This window comes from Desulfobulbus rhabdoformis (assembly GCF_016919065.1).
GTDB classification, from domain to species: domain Bacteria; phylum Desulfobacterota; class Desulfobulbia; order Desulfobulbales; family Desulfobulbaceae; genus Desulfobulbus; species Desulfobulbus rhabdoformis.
Genome location: NZ_JAFFQA010000020.1, coordinates 53,460 through 69,430, shown reverse-complemented (window position 1 = coordinate 69,430; position 15,971 = coordinate 53,460). Strand labels below are relative to the sequence as shown.

At 49.6% G+C, this 15,971-nt stretch carries 16 protein-coding genes; 7 read left to right on the top strand and 9 right to left on the bottom strand.

Annotated elements, in window-relative coordinates:
- Positions 1–179 precede the first annotated feature (179 nt).
- The 7 genes from JWJ90_RS11965 to JWJ90_RS11935 form a co-directional block, all read right to left on the bottom strand.
- Positions 180–851, bottom strand: coding sequence for a DUF799 domain-containing protein (locus tag JWJ90_RS11965; RefSeq protein WP_205227460.1), 672 nt, complete (start codon positions 849–851; stop codon positions 180–182).
- The gene (locus JWJ90_RS11960; protein ID WP_205227459.1) at positions 848–1,207 is read right to left on the bottom strand and encodes a DUF4810 domain-containing protein; all 360 of its coding nucleotides are present in this window, start codon (positions 1,205–1,207) and stop codon (positions 848–850) included. Before JWJ90_RS11960 ends, JWJ90_RS11965 begins: the two co-directional genes overlap by 4 nt.
- Positions 1,208–1,276: 69 nt before the next feature.
- A complete protein-coding gene (locus JWJ90_RS11955; RefSeq protein ID WP_205227458.1) occupies positions 1,277–1,945 on the bottom strand; it encodes a CsgG/HfaB family protein in 669 nt (222 codons plus the stop codon).
- Between the two features lie 162 nt (positions 1,946–2,107).
- Positions 2,108–2,911: a hypothetical protein gene (locus JWJ90_RS11950; RefSeq protein ID WP_205227457.1), complete on the bottom strand. Its 804-nt coding sequence runs from the start codon at positions 2,909–2,911 to the stop codon at positions 2,108–2,110.
- A 30-nt stretch (positions 2,912–2,941) separates the two neighbouring features.
- Positions 2,942–4,222: a TRAP transporter large permease gene (locus JWJ90_RS11945; protein WP_205227456.1), complete on the bottom strand. Its 1,281-nt coding sequence runs from the start codon at positions 4,220–4,222 to the stop codon at positions 2,942–2,944.
- Positions 4,222–4,692: a TRAP transporter small permease gene (locus JWJ90_RS11940; protein WP_205227455.1), complete on the bottom strand. Its 471-nt coding sequence runs from the start codon at positions 4,690–4,692 to the stop codon at positions 4,222–4,224. The genes JWJ90_RS11945 and JWJ90_RS11940 overlap by 1 nt, the downstream gene beginning before the upstream one ends.
- Before the next feature lie 8 nt (positions 4,693–4,700).
- Positions 4,701–5,732, bottom strand: coding sequence for a DctP family TRAP transporter solute-binding subunit (locus tag JWJ90_RS11935; protein ID WP_205227454.1), 1,032 nt, complete (start codon positions 5,730–5,732; stop codon positions 4,701–4,703).
- Between the two features lie 494 nt (positions 5,733–6,226).
- On the opposite strand from JWJ90_RS11935, the gene JWJ90_RS11930 reads away from it, so the two are divergent.
- The 7 genes from JWJ90_RS11930 to mtgA all read left to right on the top strand — a co-directional run bounded on the left by JWJ90_RS11930 (position 6,227) and on the right by mtgA (position 14,554).
- Positions 6,227–6,541, top strand: a complete 315-nt coding sequence (locus JWJ90_RS11930; RefSeq protein ID WP_205227453.1) for a BON domain-containing protein — start codon at positions 6,227–6,229, stop codon at positions 6,539–6,541.
- A 323-nt stretch (positions 6,542–6,864) separates the two neighbouring features.
- Positions 6,865–7,248: a hypothetical protein gene (locus JWJ90_RS11925; RefSeq protein WP_205227452.1), complete on the top strand. Its 384-nt coding sequence runs from the start codon at positions 6,865–6,867 to the stop codon at positions 7,246–7,248.
- Between the two features lie 193 nt (positions 7,249–7,441).
- On the top strand, positions 7,442–8,344 hold the full coding sequence (locus JWJ90_RS11920; RefSeq protein ID WP_205227451.1) for a DMT family transporter: 903 nt from the start codon (positions 7,442–7,444) through the stop codon (positions 8,342–8,344).
- 565 nt (positions 8,345–8,909) lie between these two features.
- Complete coding sequence (locus JWJ90_RS11915; RefSeq protein ID WP_205227450.1) at positions 8,910–9,839, top strand: ABC transporter ATP-binding protein; 930 nt, start codon at positions 8,910–8,912, stop codon at positions 9,837–9,839.
- The gene (locus JWJ90_RS11910; protein WP_205227449.1) at positions 9,836–12,748 is read left to right on the top strand and encodes a Gldg family protein; all 2,913 of its coding nucleotides are present in this window, start codon (positions 9,836–9,838) and stop codon (positions 12,746–12,748) included. The genes JWJ90_RS11915 and JWJ90_RS11910 overlap by 4 nt, the downstream gene beginning before the upstream one ends.
- Positions 12,748–13,755 carry a DUF4340 domain-containing protein gene (locus JWJ90_RS11905; RefSeq protein WP_205227448.1) on the top strand — a complete coding sequence of 336 codons (1,008 nt, stop codon included), beginning with the start codon at positions 12,748–12,750 and terminating at the stop codon, positions 13,753–13,755. The genes JWJ90_RS11910 and JWJ90_RS11905 overlap by 1 nt, the downstream gene beginning before the upstream one ends.
- 40 nt (positions 13,756–13,795) lie before the next feature.
- A complete protein-coding gene (gene mtgA / locus JWJ90_RS11900; protein ID WP_420828910.1) occupies positions 13,796–14,554 on the top strand; it encodes a monofunctional biosynthetic peptidoglycan transglycosylase in 759 nt (252 codons plus the stop codon).
- A gap of 197 nt (positions 14,555–14,751) precedes the next feature.
- Here mtgA and JWJ90_RS23740 read toward each other — a convergent pair whose 3' ends face one another.
- Positions 14,752–15,207, bottom strand: coding sequence for a YqaA family protein (locus tag JWJ90_RS23740; protein WP_205227471.1), 456 nt, complete (start codon positions 15,205–15,207; stop codon positions 14,752–14,754).
- 448 nt (positions 15,208–15,655) lie between these two features.
- On the bottom strand, positions 15,656–15,916 hold the full coding sequence (locus JWJ90_RS11890) for a hypothetical protein (RefSeq protein WP_205227446.1): 261 nt from the start codon (positions 15,914–15,916) through the stop codon (positions 15,656–15,658).
- Between the last annotated feature and the right edge of the window lie 55 nt (positions 15,917–15,971).

Genomic DNA, 15,971 nt, shown 5'->3' with positions numbered 1-15,971 from the left:
GGTGTCTTGAATAATTAGATTTTTCAATCAAGGTCAAGGATTGCTGACAATTTTACCGCAGGCATATAGCTGATATTCCGAGGATAAAATTTTCAGCATGACGCCGAGATTGGCAGAAAAAGCAATTATTCAAGATTCCCAATAGTCGAGGTGGGCACAGGCTGATTGCTGCCCACCTTTTATTTCCCTTCCTGCCCTTCCTTGCCAAACATCGGTGAACGGGGGCCATACAGCATTCCGTTTCGCTTTCCTGCCCATAAAAGTCGATTATCTGCAAGACCTGCCATGTCATAGGTGACGTCGGCCATGGTGTTGATAATTTGTTCAACAAGGGCTTGGGCCAAAATCCCTGCCAAGCCGCCGCTATTGGCGCTGCTTTGTTCGGCACTTGAGGCGGTTGCGCTGCCCGCCCAGAGTTTCTGACCTGTGCGCAGGTCTATAAGTCTGGCTTCAAGAGTTACCCTGGTATCGCTTGCCAGGACCATATATTTGGTTCCGTACTCGGTAATGACCATGTAGAGCGCTGCATCGGCATGAAAGATCTTATGGAGTTTTTTGAGATCCAGCCCATGGATATCCTCTGGTTGGGTGAGTCCGTTGTTGATAAAGGTTTCTTCCACGAGCGTCACCGGGAAAACATAATATCCCGACTCGGCAAGTGGCAGGGTGACCTGGGCCAACACTCCATGACCGGCATGTACCTCCGGGCTCCTATTCACTGGGGGGAAAACAAGAATCGAGCGTGGTTGATTTTGTCGAAATGCTGTGTAATCATAGGGAGGCGGTGGTTCGGCACAGCCACTTAACCCAGCGACAATAAGCACCAAGAAAAGAAGGATGAGCCGCTTCAATGTTTCCGCTCCTTGCTGCTGAGAAGAAAATCCATGTACTGTTCGGATTCAGGAAAAAGCGTCTTTTCGGTGATAAATTCCTGACGGGCCAAATCCCCGGCACCAAGTGTGGCATGAAGCAAACCTAAATGGGCGTGGAATCCTGGCGGAACCGGACGATTTTCGGCTTGAGATCGTTCAAGTGTTTCCTTGAGAGCCACTATCTGTTCCTGAACGGTACTTGTATCTTTTTGATAGTAGGCGTAGAGAGAGGGCTGGTATTGCCCCCAGGTATAAAGTGGTTTGTGACCTTGAGTGCATCCTCCTAACAGAAGAAATGGAAGCACCATGATGTAAAGGCTGGTTTGGTTTATCATAGGTGTACGTCCGGTGAAGGAAGCTTGAAACTTCCTTGCATTGCAAAAGGTGATGGCTTGTTCTAGCAGTTAATCCCCTGGTTGCCAGGCGTCTGAGTCGATCCCTGCTGTCAGATTGTTGACCGCTTCACGAATTGCCAGGTCCAACACTTTTCCATTGAGAGTCGAATCGTATCCTGAAGTTCCCCCAAAACCAATGACCTCCCGATCTGAAAGGGCATACTCACCTGCGCCTTTGGCGGTAAAGACTACTTCTGATGTTTGCACGCTAATAACGTTGAGTGTTGCCTTGGCATAGGCGATCTGACTTTTTCCTCGTCCCAGAATACCCCATAACTGGTGGTCACCTGTTTGTTTACGACCAAACTCTGTGATGTCTCCGGTAATGACGTATTGAGCCCCGGCCAAATGCTGGGCCGCTCCGCTCAGTTTGGCTTCCTGTTGCAATTCCTCCATGTTTGTTCGTTCAAGTACTTGAAAGCGCCCTGTCTGCTGGAGGTGGCTCACCAGAATTGTCTTGGCCTGGTTGCCCATGCGGTCCACCCCGTCTGAAAAGATACCTCGTAGATAGGAGGATCTGTTTTCAAATTTGCCCACAGATATGAGAGTTTTTTGTCCGTAATAGGGCTGAGAGGCTGTGGCAACCTGCTGTGTTTCTATGGTGCGAGAAGATTCAGTGGCACAGCCTGCAAAAAAAAGGAAAGCCAAAGCAGGGAGAAGAACCAGATGTTTGTTCATGAAATTTCTCCTTGAGAGAAAAGGGCTAAAAAATGAGTAAGGCGTTAGGTTAAAAAAAATTACCAAGAGGCAAGAGCCTCGGCAACAGATAAATAGGGAAAAGCTTTTATTGCCTAAGAAAGTAAGTGGGATGCATTGACGAAGGGGGAACTGATAGAAGACTCAGGGTTTTAGTTGCCTGAATACGTTTGTAATACAGGACTGAAGTTGCTGACGAAGCCGTAATTCATAGAAGAGGAGGTAACAGCCAGCGACTAGATAGCTGAAAATGGTCCCCCAGAGTATCCCTAATATGGGGAAACTCCAGGCTACTGTGAGGCTGAAGACAACAATAGACAACATTCCCATGGGGAGTTCCCGAAACAGAGAGGAGAGAATTTCCGGCCCATAATGGGAGTGAAGAATAAGAGCCACGGGAAGGATTGTTGCGGGAAATGCGCTGAAAATACCTGACCACTCGCTGCCAACATGAGCGGCGCTGGATGTGATGGCAACAATGATTATACCGGTGAGCAAAGCGCGAGTAAGAAGTCGTTTCCAGGAAAAGAGCTGGGGCGTTATGGCAGGGGGATGGGAATAGGCGCAGTGAAAGAGAAAGGCAAAGGAAAAAAGGCCAATCAGGCTCAGGGCAAGGCGAAGAAAAAGTGACTCCGGGGCAAACTGTTGGACTACAAAGGCGATGGGCAGATAACAACAGAGTGACATGGTGAGGCTAAAGCCAACCGTCAGCGAGCGAGGGTGACCCTTCAGCCGGTGTGCACAGAATTGGTAACTCAGGCACCAAACCAGCGAAGGGAGCAGCCCCTGGGAGGTCCAGAGGCTGCTTTGGGCAGCAAAGGTGGGCCCCTGTTCATAGCCAATAAAAAAAAGGGAGATCCCAACCCCTAAAGGAAAACCAAGCAATACCCCGGCAAAGCGGGATGAAACCCGCTCTGCAATCAGGGTGATGGCAATAACCATTGCCATGGATAACACGAGCTTACAAAGAAGCATCAGTTAAATAAGGTTGAAAAACCGTGGGATAAACAGGGAAAGGGATGGGAAAAAAATGACTACCAGCAAGGCAACCATCATTGCCAGCACCATGGGGAGAACGGTTGTAAAGGTTTTCTCCAGGCGAATATTCGCCAACTGGGTTGTGACAAAAAGATTAACTGCAACCGGTGGTGTAAACTGGCCAATCGCCAGGTTTAAGGTCATAACCACGCCAAACCAAATCGGATCCCAGCCAAAGTGGGTGATGATGGGCATGAAAATCGGCAGAAAAATATAAAAAATTGAAACCGCGTCGATCAACATGCCACCAAAGAAAATGAGTACATTGATCAAGAAGAGAACCACCCACTCATTGTCAGAGATTCCCATGAGCATCTGGGCAAAGGTATCGAGAATACCAACTGTGGAACCGGCCCAGGAAAAAAGACCGGCAAAGGCCACTATCAGCAGGACAATGGAGGATGCCTCAAAGGCATCTACCAGAATACGGTACATCTTTGCAAAATTAAGAGTGCGGTAAATAACCATTCCCAACAGAATGCTGTAAAACACTGCAACGACAGCCGCTTCAGTAGGTGTGAAGACCCCACCATATAAACCACCGAGGATTATAATGGGGGCAAGGAGTCCCCAGAAAGCATCCTTGAATGCCTCCCACAGGCTTTGTTCAGCTTCCTTTTTGACATTGGCACCATATCCTTTACGGATAGCGATCCACAGGGCGGGGATAAGCAGAGAGATGCCAGCTAGAAATCCGGGAACTGCCCCGGCGGCAAAAAGGGCAGGGACCGAAGTGTTGGTGATGGCCCCGTAAATAATCAGTGCGATGGAAGGCGGTACGATAATGGCGGTGGAGCCAGCAGCTGCAATTAATGAGGCACTATAACTTTTGCTGTAGCCCTGCGAGTACATGGCCGGGATCAGGATTGCACCGATTGCTGCAGCATCGGCAGGGCCTGAACCGGAAACGCCTCCAAAAAAAACGCAAACGCCAATGGCCACAATGGCAAGCCCCCCCTTGCGTTGCCCCACCAGAAGATTGGCAAAATGAATAATACGGCGGGAAATGTCACAGCGCTCCAGGATGAATCCTGCCAGGATAAAAAGTGGGATTGCCAACAAAGGGAATTTAGCAATTCCAGCAAAAAAATTGGGAGAGATGACCGGCACGCCAAGATCAGCTCCCCATATTACTGCAAAACTAGGGATACCAATAGCCAGGGCAATAGGAGCACCGATAATCAGTAAAATGAAAAAACCAAAAAATAACCCCAGGCCCATCAGTTTTCCCCCTTACAATCACGTATCATCCCTTCAAGAATGCGAACAACGATCATCGTACACCCTATGGGAATGCAGAGAGTATAAATCCATTGGGGCAGGTTGAGTGATTCTGAGGTGATTTCTAGAACATATTCATCAACTAGCTGTAAATACCCTAGATATCCCAGGATGGTGAACAGGCCAATAGCGGCAATATGGATTATCTGGTTCAGCCAAAAACGGCATTTATGAGGCAGCTTATCCTGAAAAAAGAGCATGCGCAGGTGGTGGCCCCGCCTGAAGGCTAAACTGGTTCCAAAGAGGGTGAGCCAGACAAGGGAGTTGACCTCAAGTTCTTCGGTAAAGGCTAGGGGATACTCAAAAACATACCGGGTTATAACATTGGCCAGGGCAAGAACGGCCATTCCCGCCAGTAAAGCGGAGCCGAGCACCTCTTCAAGGTGCTCGGCGATCCAGCGAACAGACATGTGTGAACCTACTTTTGCGATGCCGCAATGGCTTTTTCAGCTTTTTCGACCAACTCTGCACCAACAGTGGGGACCCATTTTTTATAGACAGAGGCGGTCTTCTCACGAAAGGCCTTTCGTGCTTCCTGGTCCAGAACCACGACTTCCATGCCATTTTCACGTAAGGTGTCAAGGGCGCTGAGATCCGGAGCAATCAAACCTTTACGGGCCAGAGCGCGTTGCCACTCACCAGCCTCAACCGCGGCCTGGCGAATGATTTTTTGGTCTTCTTCGGAAAAGCCGGCCATGACCTTGCTGTTGACGGTGAACATCAATGGGTCAATCACATACCGCCAGATGGTTGCATATTTGTGAAACTGCCAAATTTTAACCGGAATCTCAATACCAACCACTGGATTTTCCTGACCATCAACATTGCCCGACTGAAAAGCTATTTGGGCATCACCCCAGTTCATGTTGGCCGGGTTGGCGCCGAGAGCGGTCATGATTTCGATAAAAATTGGCGTGCCGACTACACGAATTTTCATGCCGTCTAAATCTTCGGGTTTGGCAACCGGTCCCTTGGAGTTAGTCAGAGCCCGGAATCCGTTCTCACCCCAACCGAGCAGAGTGACCCCTTTTTTCTTGAGCAGCCCACCAATTTCTTCACCAATTTCGCCCTGAGTCACTGCATCAAGGGCTTTGTAATCCGGAAAGAGGAAGGGCAGGTTAAAAAGGTTGAGCTCTTTGATGCTGGTGGACCAGTTGATGGTAGAGGCAAGGCAGAACTCGGCCACACCGTTCCGGTGTATCAGGAATTCATTGGTCTGTTTGCCTGCCATGAGTGATGACGAGGTGTAGACCTTGATGTTAATGCGTCCGTCAGTACGTTCCCGCACCAGGTCGGCAAATTTGGTTGCTCCCTGACCCCAGGGAAGCTTGGGGCCGACGACCACGCTCATCTTGTATTCTTTTTTGTACTTGTTGGCCGCATCGGCAAGTGCCGGCATCCAGATGAGCGCTCCGATTACCATGGCGAAAACGAGTGTACGTTTCAGCATAAAATCTCCTCCTTTTTCCTCCAAAATAGAATGCATACACTACGGAAACTCGTGGGTTGCGATGATAGAGGATCAGTCCCGGAAGGTCAATAGAGAAACCCTGAATATTACTGGCCTGGGGTGTGGTTGCGCGCTCTGTCTCAGGGGGGAAGCAACTGTTCTGAACAGCTGCTTTGGCTCCCTGCTTTGAGAGTCAGGATGCAGGAAAAATGGATAACAAGCTGTGATTGTACGAAAGTTCAGAAATTATGTATTGAAAAAGAAATATGTAAGGTATTTCTTTGGGGCGTGGCAATGATCTCTAGATTGGATTTTTCTTCCTTGTGATTTGGGGGGAGACTTCTTACCAGTATCCCGTAGGTTCGGGGCCTTCCTTGGTCGGTATACGTGAGCCTGGAGCAAGCAATGTACCCTGGTTGTTTGGAGAGGTGCATTGAACTGCACCCAACCGTTATTATGGTCATTACTGATGCTGGGAACATAATGGAGGAGGTATGAAACGACATCCCTTTGTTTCAATTATCTGCACTTTTTTTCTTTTTTTTCTGCTGGTTGGCTGTACAACCCCTGCTGGGAGAAGCACGGGGCAGGTTATTGATGATGCCTCCATCACTACTCAGGTGAAAGCTGAGCTGGTTGCGGATAAAGAGGTGAGTGCATTGACCGTTTCAGTGAAGACTTTTCAGGGCGAGGTCGTCCTAAGCGGTGCCGTGGAGACAATAGCACAACGGAGGAAGGCAGCAGCCATCGCTCATAGCGTTCGTGGGGTGAGAAGGGTAACCAATCTGCTTAAGCTCAAGACTCAGTGAAATATCCTCAGTGGCCTTGAAACCTGAATCCGTGACGGCGGGTGGTCACTGAACAGCGTATCCTATTAATGGGACAAAGATTTTTAAATTAATTCATTTGTTGTTCAGCTTCCGCCGCCCCCCCCGATGAATGCTCACAGATTAAGGTTGAAAGATATGAGCAAGTTGGATGCTTGCTTCTCCTGATTTCAGAGGTGCGCGTTATGCATAAAAGGTGGTTACTGATCTCAGCTTTGGTTCTTAGTGGTTGTTGGGGAGTTTTAGCGGGTTGTTCTTCGTTGACCTCGACAAGTCCCAAAGGAAGGTGGGTAGAACAGGAGGAAGTGCAGCAATCTATTGAGAATGGAGCTATCTTTCCTAGGCACACTTATTATTACCTCGGTTCCATCGTTGCGCCTGATTCCTTTATTGCCGTTGATAACCGGTTTCAGCTGCGTAGTCGTGTCTGGAGCAAAGTTGCAATGAGCCCGGAACGACTGGCAGGATGGCTGCAGTGGTATTCCCAGGAAATGTACGGGAGCTGTGACTATAGGGCCGGTCGAATTTATGCTCCAGATGGCACCCCGGTCGGATACTGGTATTCCCAAAATGAATTAAACAACGTGTATATGCCACAGCCCGGTGTGATAGAGGTGTATCGACCACATACTGTTGGCCAAATGGTCTGCGGTGAGGAGCGGGACAGTCCATTTATAGGGGCAGAGTAATACCTGACGAGCTGATGGGCTGCCCGCAATCCCCCCTGCAGATTCTGTACTAAATCCCGGCGCGTCGGATCTTCCTGCACTCCTCGATAAAACCACCATTCAACACTGCTTCTCTAGGCAAAGAGCCATCCATAATCAACGGGATGCTCATTTATTAAGTTTTCTCTCGATTGACTTTGTTGCAGCGAACAGCATGCCCTATCTCCTGCTCACCCTTACAACCCTTTTCTGGTCCGGAAATTTTGTCGTCAGCCGTGGAATGCATGCAGTGATACCGCCTGTGGCTTTATCCTTTTGGCGGTGGAGTCTGGCACTGGTCATTCTGCTTGGATTTGCCTGGAAACCTTTGTGGCGCGATCGCAGGCTGCTGTGGAAGTATAAGAGGTTCATTCTCGCTCAAGGACTTCTTGGCGTGACCGGATTCAATACCCTGCTATATATGGCTATGCAGTATACCGGCGTGATCAATGGGGTGTTGGTCAACTCCTGTGTACCCGTTTTGATCGCAGTCATTTCCTGGATCCGATTTCAAGAGACACTGTTGGTTCGACAGTATTGCGGGATCTTCATCTCATTGTCGGGTGTGGCATTGATCATGGCAAAGGGCGACGTTTCGATGCTCACCCAGATCTCTTTTAATCGAGGAGATCTACTTGTTCTCGCCGCTGCTGTTGTCTGGGCATTGTACTCAACCAACCTGCGCAGATATCCAGGAGAAATACATCCACTTGCGTATCTCCTCGCCATGATCCTGGTCGGACTGGTGGGGCTTTCCCCCTTGTACCTGTGGGAGCTCGCCCAGGGGAAGACCTTTACGGTAAATTCTTCAGTTCTTCTGACTGTAGGCTATGTGGCTTTTTTTGCCTCGGTGCTGGCCTTCATTTTCTGGAATCGAGCAGTGCGAAGTATTGGAGCAAACAGGGCAGGGCCTTTTGTTCATCTTATGCCGGTTTTCAGTTCTATCCTTGCCATGATCTTTCTCCATGAGCAGCCGGAACGCTACCATGCCCAGGGAGTGGTCCTTATTTTTTGCGGTATACTGCTCTCCACGGTTCGCCTCCAGCGGACTACGACAACCGAACGCAGCCGTGGGTAAAAAAATCGTCCCTGTGAATTGACAACCTCCTGTTCTGCTTTACTTTAAACCCGCACACATCAAACCGGAACTTTCCGGCACCACTGCTCATGCGGATCTTCGCGTCGCGTTCACGACCAGGTCTGTCTTTTCTGTTTCTTGATTTTGATCGCCTTTGTTGACAACCTCAAGATATCGTTATGGTTTCATTTATAAAATCGCGCTATTTATTTTGGAATTTCGTCGTGTTTTCTCTCTTTTTCAACTGTTTTACCGACACCTCGCCTCCGCTTTCGGCACAGTTTGATCGATCTTACATGACGGTTTTACTTGGGACAGTCGTTGATGCAACGATGTCTTGAGGGAATCTTGAATAATTGCTTTTTCTTCCAATCCCCCGGAGTCTGGCGCTTACCTCGTCACGCTTAAAATTTTATCCTCGGAATATCACATATATGCCTGCGGTAAAATTTTTCGCAATCCTCGAAGTCTGCGCTTATCTGGCCTTGATTGAAAAATCTAATTATTCAAGACACCCTTGAGTTGTCCTGACCAAGAATATATTGACAACTTAAAAGAGGAATTAATGATTCAGGTTGAACATTTAACCCGTACCTACGGCACAACCCGAGCCGTTGACGATGTGTCATTTTCAATTGGTTCCGGGGAAATTGTTGGGCTACTGGGGCATAATGGCGCGGGTAAAACCACCATCATGAAGATGCTGACCGGCTACCTGGAAGCAAGTGGTGGCACCATAAAGGTCGATGGTATGCCCATAGAATCGAATCGTAGCGCCATTCAGGCCTTGATCGGTTACCTGCCGGAAAATTGCCCGGTCTATCCAGAGATGAGTGTGATCGGCTATCTGGAATACATTGCCGCGCTTCATGGCATCGATGAAAGGGATATGGGGCATCTGCTCCTTGAGGCCCTGGAGCGGACAGGGCTCACAGAGCGGGCGACTCAATCCATTGGTACCTTGTCCCGTGGTTATCGTCAGCGTGTAGGTGTGGCCCAGGCCATTTTGCATCGGCCTTCAATCATCATTCTTGATGAACCCACAAACGGCCTCGATCCGACCCAGATCCAACACATGCGCACGCTGATTCGCGAACTTGCCAAAGATGCCACCCTGATTATCTCAACCCATATCCTCCAGGAGGTGCAGGCCGTCTGTGACAGGGTGATCATCATTGGCCACGGGAAAAAGATGCTTGATACCTCGCTGAGTGCACTGAGTGATTCCCAGCGTCTACTTGTGACAACGGACCGGGCTGAGGCTGAGGCCACTCTTGCATCCCTGGATGGAGTCACTGCGGTTGAGCAGATCTCGGTGCAAGCAGACCGCTATTGCTATGGCATCAGCACCACAGTACCTGCCAAAGAAGTGGCTCCATTTGTGGCTAGTGCCATCACAGGGCAGGGCTGGTCCTTATTTGAACTCACCCTGGAGTCGCGCAATCTGGAGCGTGTTTTCAGTGAAATCAATCTGGCAGGGGGGAGAGAACAATGAACACCTTGCGTAAGGTCGCCCGCCGGGAGTTGGCCGTCTTTTTTTCAACGCCGGCTGCCTTTATCTTTTTTGGCGCATTTCTCGCCGCCACCCTGTTTATCTTTTTTTGGGTAGAAACTTTTTTCAGTCGGAATATCGCTGATGTACGTCCTCTGTTTTCCTGGATGCCACTCCTCTTGATTTTCCTTTCTTCGGCCATCACCATGCGAGTCTGGTCTGAGGAGCATCGGGCCGGAACCCTGGAGCCTCTGCTGACCGCACCGGTTCGGCTTTCGACGCTGGTTCTGGGCAAGTTTATCGCCTGCCTGAGTCTGGTGGCTATCGCGCTGCTCTTGACCATTCCTTTGCCTATTACCGTAAACTTTCTTGGGCAGCTTGATTGGGGCCCGGTTTTCGGGGGGTATCTGGCCAGCCTCATTCTGGCTGGTGCCTATATTGCTATCGGCCTCTATGTCAGCGCCCAATTCAACAGCCAGATTGTCAGTCTCATTGTCTCCACGCTGGTGTGCAGCGTATTGTATATGCTTGGCTCTGATACTCTGACCGGATTTTTTGGGAACCATGTCGGTGAACTGCTTAAGCTTCTTGGTGCTGGCTCCCGATTTGAATCCATTACCCGTGGAGTAATCGATCTTCGTGACCTGGTTTACTCGCTCAGCCTGATCGGGATTTTTCTTTCTCTTAACGTTTATAGTCTGGAGCGTGGTCGCTGGGCAGGAAATCCAAGCAACACCCGACATAAAAACTGGGCTATTTTGACCGGTCTGCTCGTGGCAAATTTTTTTGTGCTTAATTTCTGGCTGGCGCCCATTGGAGTGCTACGGACAGATCTCACCGCCAACCAGATCTATTCTATTTCACCGGCAACCAAATCCTACCTTGCCCGGTTGCAGGAGCCCCTACTTATTCGCGGCTATTTCTCTGCCAAGACGCACCCGCTGCTGGCTCCACTGGTTCCCCAGATTCGAGATCTCCTCGAAGAATACGGGGTGGCAGGCAAGGGGAAGGTCAAGGTTGAATTTATCGATCCTCAGGACAAACCTGAACTTGAGCAGGAGGCCGGGGAAAAGTACGGTATTCGACCGGTACCCTTTCAGACCGCCTCACGTTACCAGACCGCGGTCACAAACTCTTACTTTGATATTCTGGTGAAATATGGCGATTCCTATGAAACGCTCGGCTTTCAGGATTTGATCGAGGTGAAAAGTGAAGGGGATACTAAGCTCGAGGTTGAACTGCGCAATCCGGAACATGATATCACCCGTTCGATTAAGAAGGTGCTGTCCAGTTACCAGGGAGGCGGAAATCTCTTTACAGGGATCAGCCATCCCGTCGTCTTTCATGGATATATGTCTGCTGATTCAGTCCTGCCCAAAGCGCTTGTCGAGTTAAAGGCAAAGTTACACGATGTCCTTGAAGGATTGAAGGAGCAGGGCGGCGAAAAATTCTCCTTTGATTTTGCCGACCCGGAGGCCAACGGTGGTGCGCTGGCCAGCAAACTGAGTCAAACCTTTGGTATGCAGCCCATGGTTGCCGGGCTACTTTCAACAGAGACCTTCTGGTTTTACATGACTCTGGAGAGTGGAGGGGAACAGGTACAGGTGGCGCTGCCTTCAACGCTTGATTCAGCAGCATTAAAGAGTTCAATCGAGGCTACGCTGAAACGATTTTCCAAAGATATGCTCAAAACAGTTGCCTTATACACGCCACCCAGTCAACCGGGTATGGCGCAGTACGGTATGCCGCCTCAGGGAAATACCTTTCAGATGCTTTCTCAATTTGCTGGCCAGGAGCACCGAGTCAAATCTGTAGATCTGAAAAACGGACAGGTTGATCCGGAGGCAGATATTTTATTGGTCGTTTCTCCAGAGCAGCTTGATGACAAACAGCTTTTTGCCATTGATCAGTTTTTGATGCAGGGAGGTACGGTTATCCTGGCGACCTCTGCCTTTGATGTTCATCTACAGGGAAGGCTTGCAGCGGTTGAGAAGACAAGCGGATTGGAGGACTGGCTTGCCAGCTATGGCCTGACTCTGGGGCACAGTATGGTGCTTGATCAACAGAATGCGGCTTTTCCCGTACCGGTTGATCGGCAGGTCGGTGGATTCAGTGTACGTGAGACGCATCTAGTGAATTATCCCTACTTTGTTGATATCCGACCTGACGGCATGAATCGAAAAAACGGCCTGCTTTCTGGAATAGATCAGCTCTCCATGACCTGGGCCTCCCCCGTGACTATTGATCCTGCCAAAAATGCAAAGCGCAAGGTGGTGAAGCTGCTGCAGAGCTCGGAAGGAAGCTGGGTTTCCGATCGGAGTGAGATACAACCCGATTTTCGTCGTTATGGTGAGAATGGATTCGCCCAGGGCAAGGCCGTGGGGCGGCAGGTCCTCGGGGTGATGGTGGAAGGGGAGTTTGATTCCTGGTTTAAGGGGAAGACTTCTCCTCTGGTTGTTGCTGCGCGAAAACAGGCTGAAGAGGTAAAGGAGAAAGGTGACGAGCAGGGGGACACAAGCTCCAAAGAAGACAAACCCGCAGTGATTGGGCGCGTCCTCGGACATTCCCCGAATTCAGCCCGCATCATTCTCATTTCCTCAAATACCTTTTTAGCTGATACCAGTCTGGAGCTTGCCTCCGGTGCCGGCGGCACCCGTTACCTCAATCCCTTGCAACTGATGGCCAACTGTATTGACTGGTCACTTGAGGATCGCGATTTGCTCTCTATTCGGGGGAACGGGCATTTCGCTCGAACCCTGGTGCCAATGAGTCAGGAGATGCGAGTCTTTTGGGAATACCTTAATTATGGATTGGCCGCCTGCGGATTATTGATAGTCTGGTTGGTTCGAAAAATGATAGCAAACAAGGTGAGAACGCATGAGCTGGCACTGCTGAGCGGGAGGTTGAACTAATGAAACGATGGATAACGCTCTTTGCTCTCGTCATTCTGGTTCAGGTTGGGCTGACTGTTTACACGCATTGGAATGCAACAGTCCCGCAAGGGATAGTGACTAATGGGCCACTTATCACGATCAAATCTGCTGAAATAGATGGTCTTCTTTTTGAAGATGACCAAGGGAAAAAACTGCATATACAAAAGGTGAATGGTCAATGGCTCCTGCCGGATTCTTTGAATTTTCCCGCTGATTCCATCCGAGTGCAGGCTCTCATTGAGAAAATTACGCAACTCAACCGAGAATGGCCTGAGGCCAGTACCACTGAGGCTGCGTCACGGTTTAGGGTTGCTGCAGACGACTATGCGCACCGATTGAGCCTGGTGGTGCAGGGAAAGACACAGCAGGTTCTTTACTTTGGCACCTCTCCTGGACTGCGAAAATTGTACCTGCGCCTTGAAGGCGACAGTGAAATTCATTCCATGAAAATAGCTGCCCATGATCTTGCGGTTGATCCCGGGGATTGGATTGATACTACCGTTCTGCACCTCAAAGAAAAACAGTTGGCCGAAGTCAAGCTGCCAGAGGTCGTGCTCAAGAAGGGAAAGGAGGGGTTGCTTCCCGTTGGCCTCAAGGAAGGGGAAGAGGTAAATACCAAGAAACTCGGTTCATTGGTGAATCGTTTGACCGGCTTGTCGATCTCCGCTATTCTCGGAACAGAACGCAAACCCGAATACGGACTGGACCGCCCTGTATTGACCTACAGTGTCATCTTGCAAGACGGAAAAACTCTTACCTATAGCTTTGCTCAAAAGGTGCAAACTGCGGCAGAGCAGGAGAAGACACCTCCCGAAGACAACAGCTATATTCTGGAGGTCTCGAGCCTGAAACAACTGGTTCAGGTAGATGGTTGGCAAGTTGAGGTCATTAAAAACGCTAAGCGGGAAGAGCTTGTCCAGATGAAGGCAAAAGCAGCAGATGAACAGGAGAGTGTTCAACCTCCTTCCAATACTGTGCCCAATTAACACAAAATTTAAGACGCGGACGTAAACAAAAATAATGCCTATGTTTCGTCGCAATCACAGTCGACCCTCTGCTTTCTCGGTTCGTCGAGGGAGCAGGGGGTGGTTCGCCCGCCTGTTCAGGCGACTTTTTATTTTTACCCTGGTTGTTGTTCTTCTCCCTGTTTTTACGATTATCGCCTTTCGCTTTTTTCCCGTTCCAATTTCGACTTTCATGGTACTCAGGCAACTGGAACGGTTGCAGCCGGAGAGTTCTCTCCCTCCTTTGCGCTATCAATGGGTGAGCTTGGATAAAATGTCCCCCTTGATGCCTATGGCTGTCATCGCTGCGGAAGATCAGCTTTTTGCCAAACATTGGGGGTTTGATTTTGCCGCGATCAAAAACGCTCTCAACTACAATAAAACCCATAGCCGCCGAATGCTTGGGGCAAGTACGCTTTCGCAGCAAACCGCGAAAAATCTCTTTCTTTGGGGAGGCCGCAACATGGTACGTAAGGGACTTGAAGCCGTACTGACCTTGTGTATTGAGCTGTTCTGGCCTAAAAAGCGTATTCTTGAAGTCTATCTCAATATCGCCGAGTTTGGCGACAATATTTATGGCGTTGGTGCTGCAAGCACCCATCTCTTCAAGACCACACCTGAGCGCATCACCAAGCGGCAGGCTGCTCTCTTAGCCGCCGTTTTACCCAACCCACGTCGCTTCCACGCCAATCATCCGGGTTCATATACACTTTCCCGTGCCCGTTGGATCGAAAAAAACATACGCCGACTTGGAGGCACAAACTATCTTAAAAAACTTTAGGATGTCTTGAATAATTAGATTTTTCAATCAAGGCCAGATAAGCGCAGACTTCGAGGATTGTGCAAAATTTTACCGCAGGCATATATATGATATCGGAGTCTTCGCTCACCTCCGAGGATAAAATTTTAAGCATGACGCTGGGATTGGCAGAAAAAGCAATTATTCAAGATGCCCTCTAGGGTGTGATCGGGGAAGTATTACCCCATCCAACCAAGCGTCACCGAGACCAAAACCAGATAACGACCAAATTTAGCCACGCCTACAAGGACGAGAAAACCGGGTAAGGGTTCGCCCAGAACGCCAGCCACCACAGTGAGTGGATCACCAATTATTGGTGCCCAGGAAAGAAGCAAAGACCAACGTCCATAGCGGTGGTACCAGTTTTCTGCTCGTAAAAGTTGTTTTTCGTCGGCTGGAAACCACCGACAGTGACGAAATCGATCAATTGATCGCCCAAGCCACCAGTTGATCACGGACCCCAGAATATTGCCGCAGCTTGCAATAAGAAGCAAGGCCAGCGGAGAATAACCGTCACTGACAAGAAGGCCAACAAGTACCGCCTCTGACTGCATGGGAAAGATGGTGGCTGCAACAAGGGCTGAGGTAAAGAGTGTGCCGTAGGGGAGCAGATGGGCGTAAGGCAGGGGATCCATGATTATGGTGAGAATGAATAATTTATGCGCTGACGCAGGTGATCGGGCAGTCCCCTGTCGGCACTGTTGCCAATAGCGGCCTAGGTATTCGCCAGGAAAAACGATCAGTCGAATGCAGGTATTATATCGGGGAGAACAGTCAGGGGCAACCAGCCGGAGGGGGAATCTGGCTTTGGGGGACATGATGCAGCGCACCGTCGTACTCCACCGTTGTGTGATCGCTCTTAGTGAAAACCCCTCCTGGCTGAATTGTTATTTCAGCACGGTTTCCGGAAAAGGATCCGGACTTGAGGTGGAGCAGTTGTCATCTACCTGATTTGTGGAGTCTCCGCTTCTCTGTTTTTGCCTGAAAATGTCGGCTGAAGAGGAGAAACAGAGACTCCATTATCCTATACCTAAATCACGGATTCGGGTGATGAAAAAGGTGACAACGATTGGAGCGCGCGAGTTACGCGTCTACGAGGCAGGACTCATCTTTGAGTTGTTTTTTCAGGCGAATGTAATCTCTGATGACATCTCCGGCTAAAAGTTTGGCTTCGACCTTGTGCTCCACAGCCTTTTGACAGGAGCCATCTTTAAGTCGGCTTTGTGTGCGTGTGCCTCCGCCATGTCCTGTGCCTTTACCGTTTCCTGCCCAGACCGGGAGTGCCAAACTGACAATTGCTGTAGTGATAAGTACTGCTAAACAACCAGTTTTAATGGAACGCATTTGAGTCTCCTTACGTCTAATCTGAATGAATGGTCTTGTGTCATGATGCGCATCA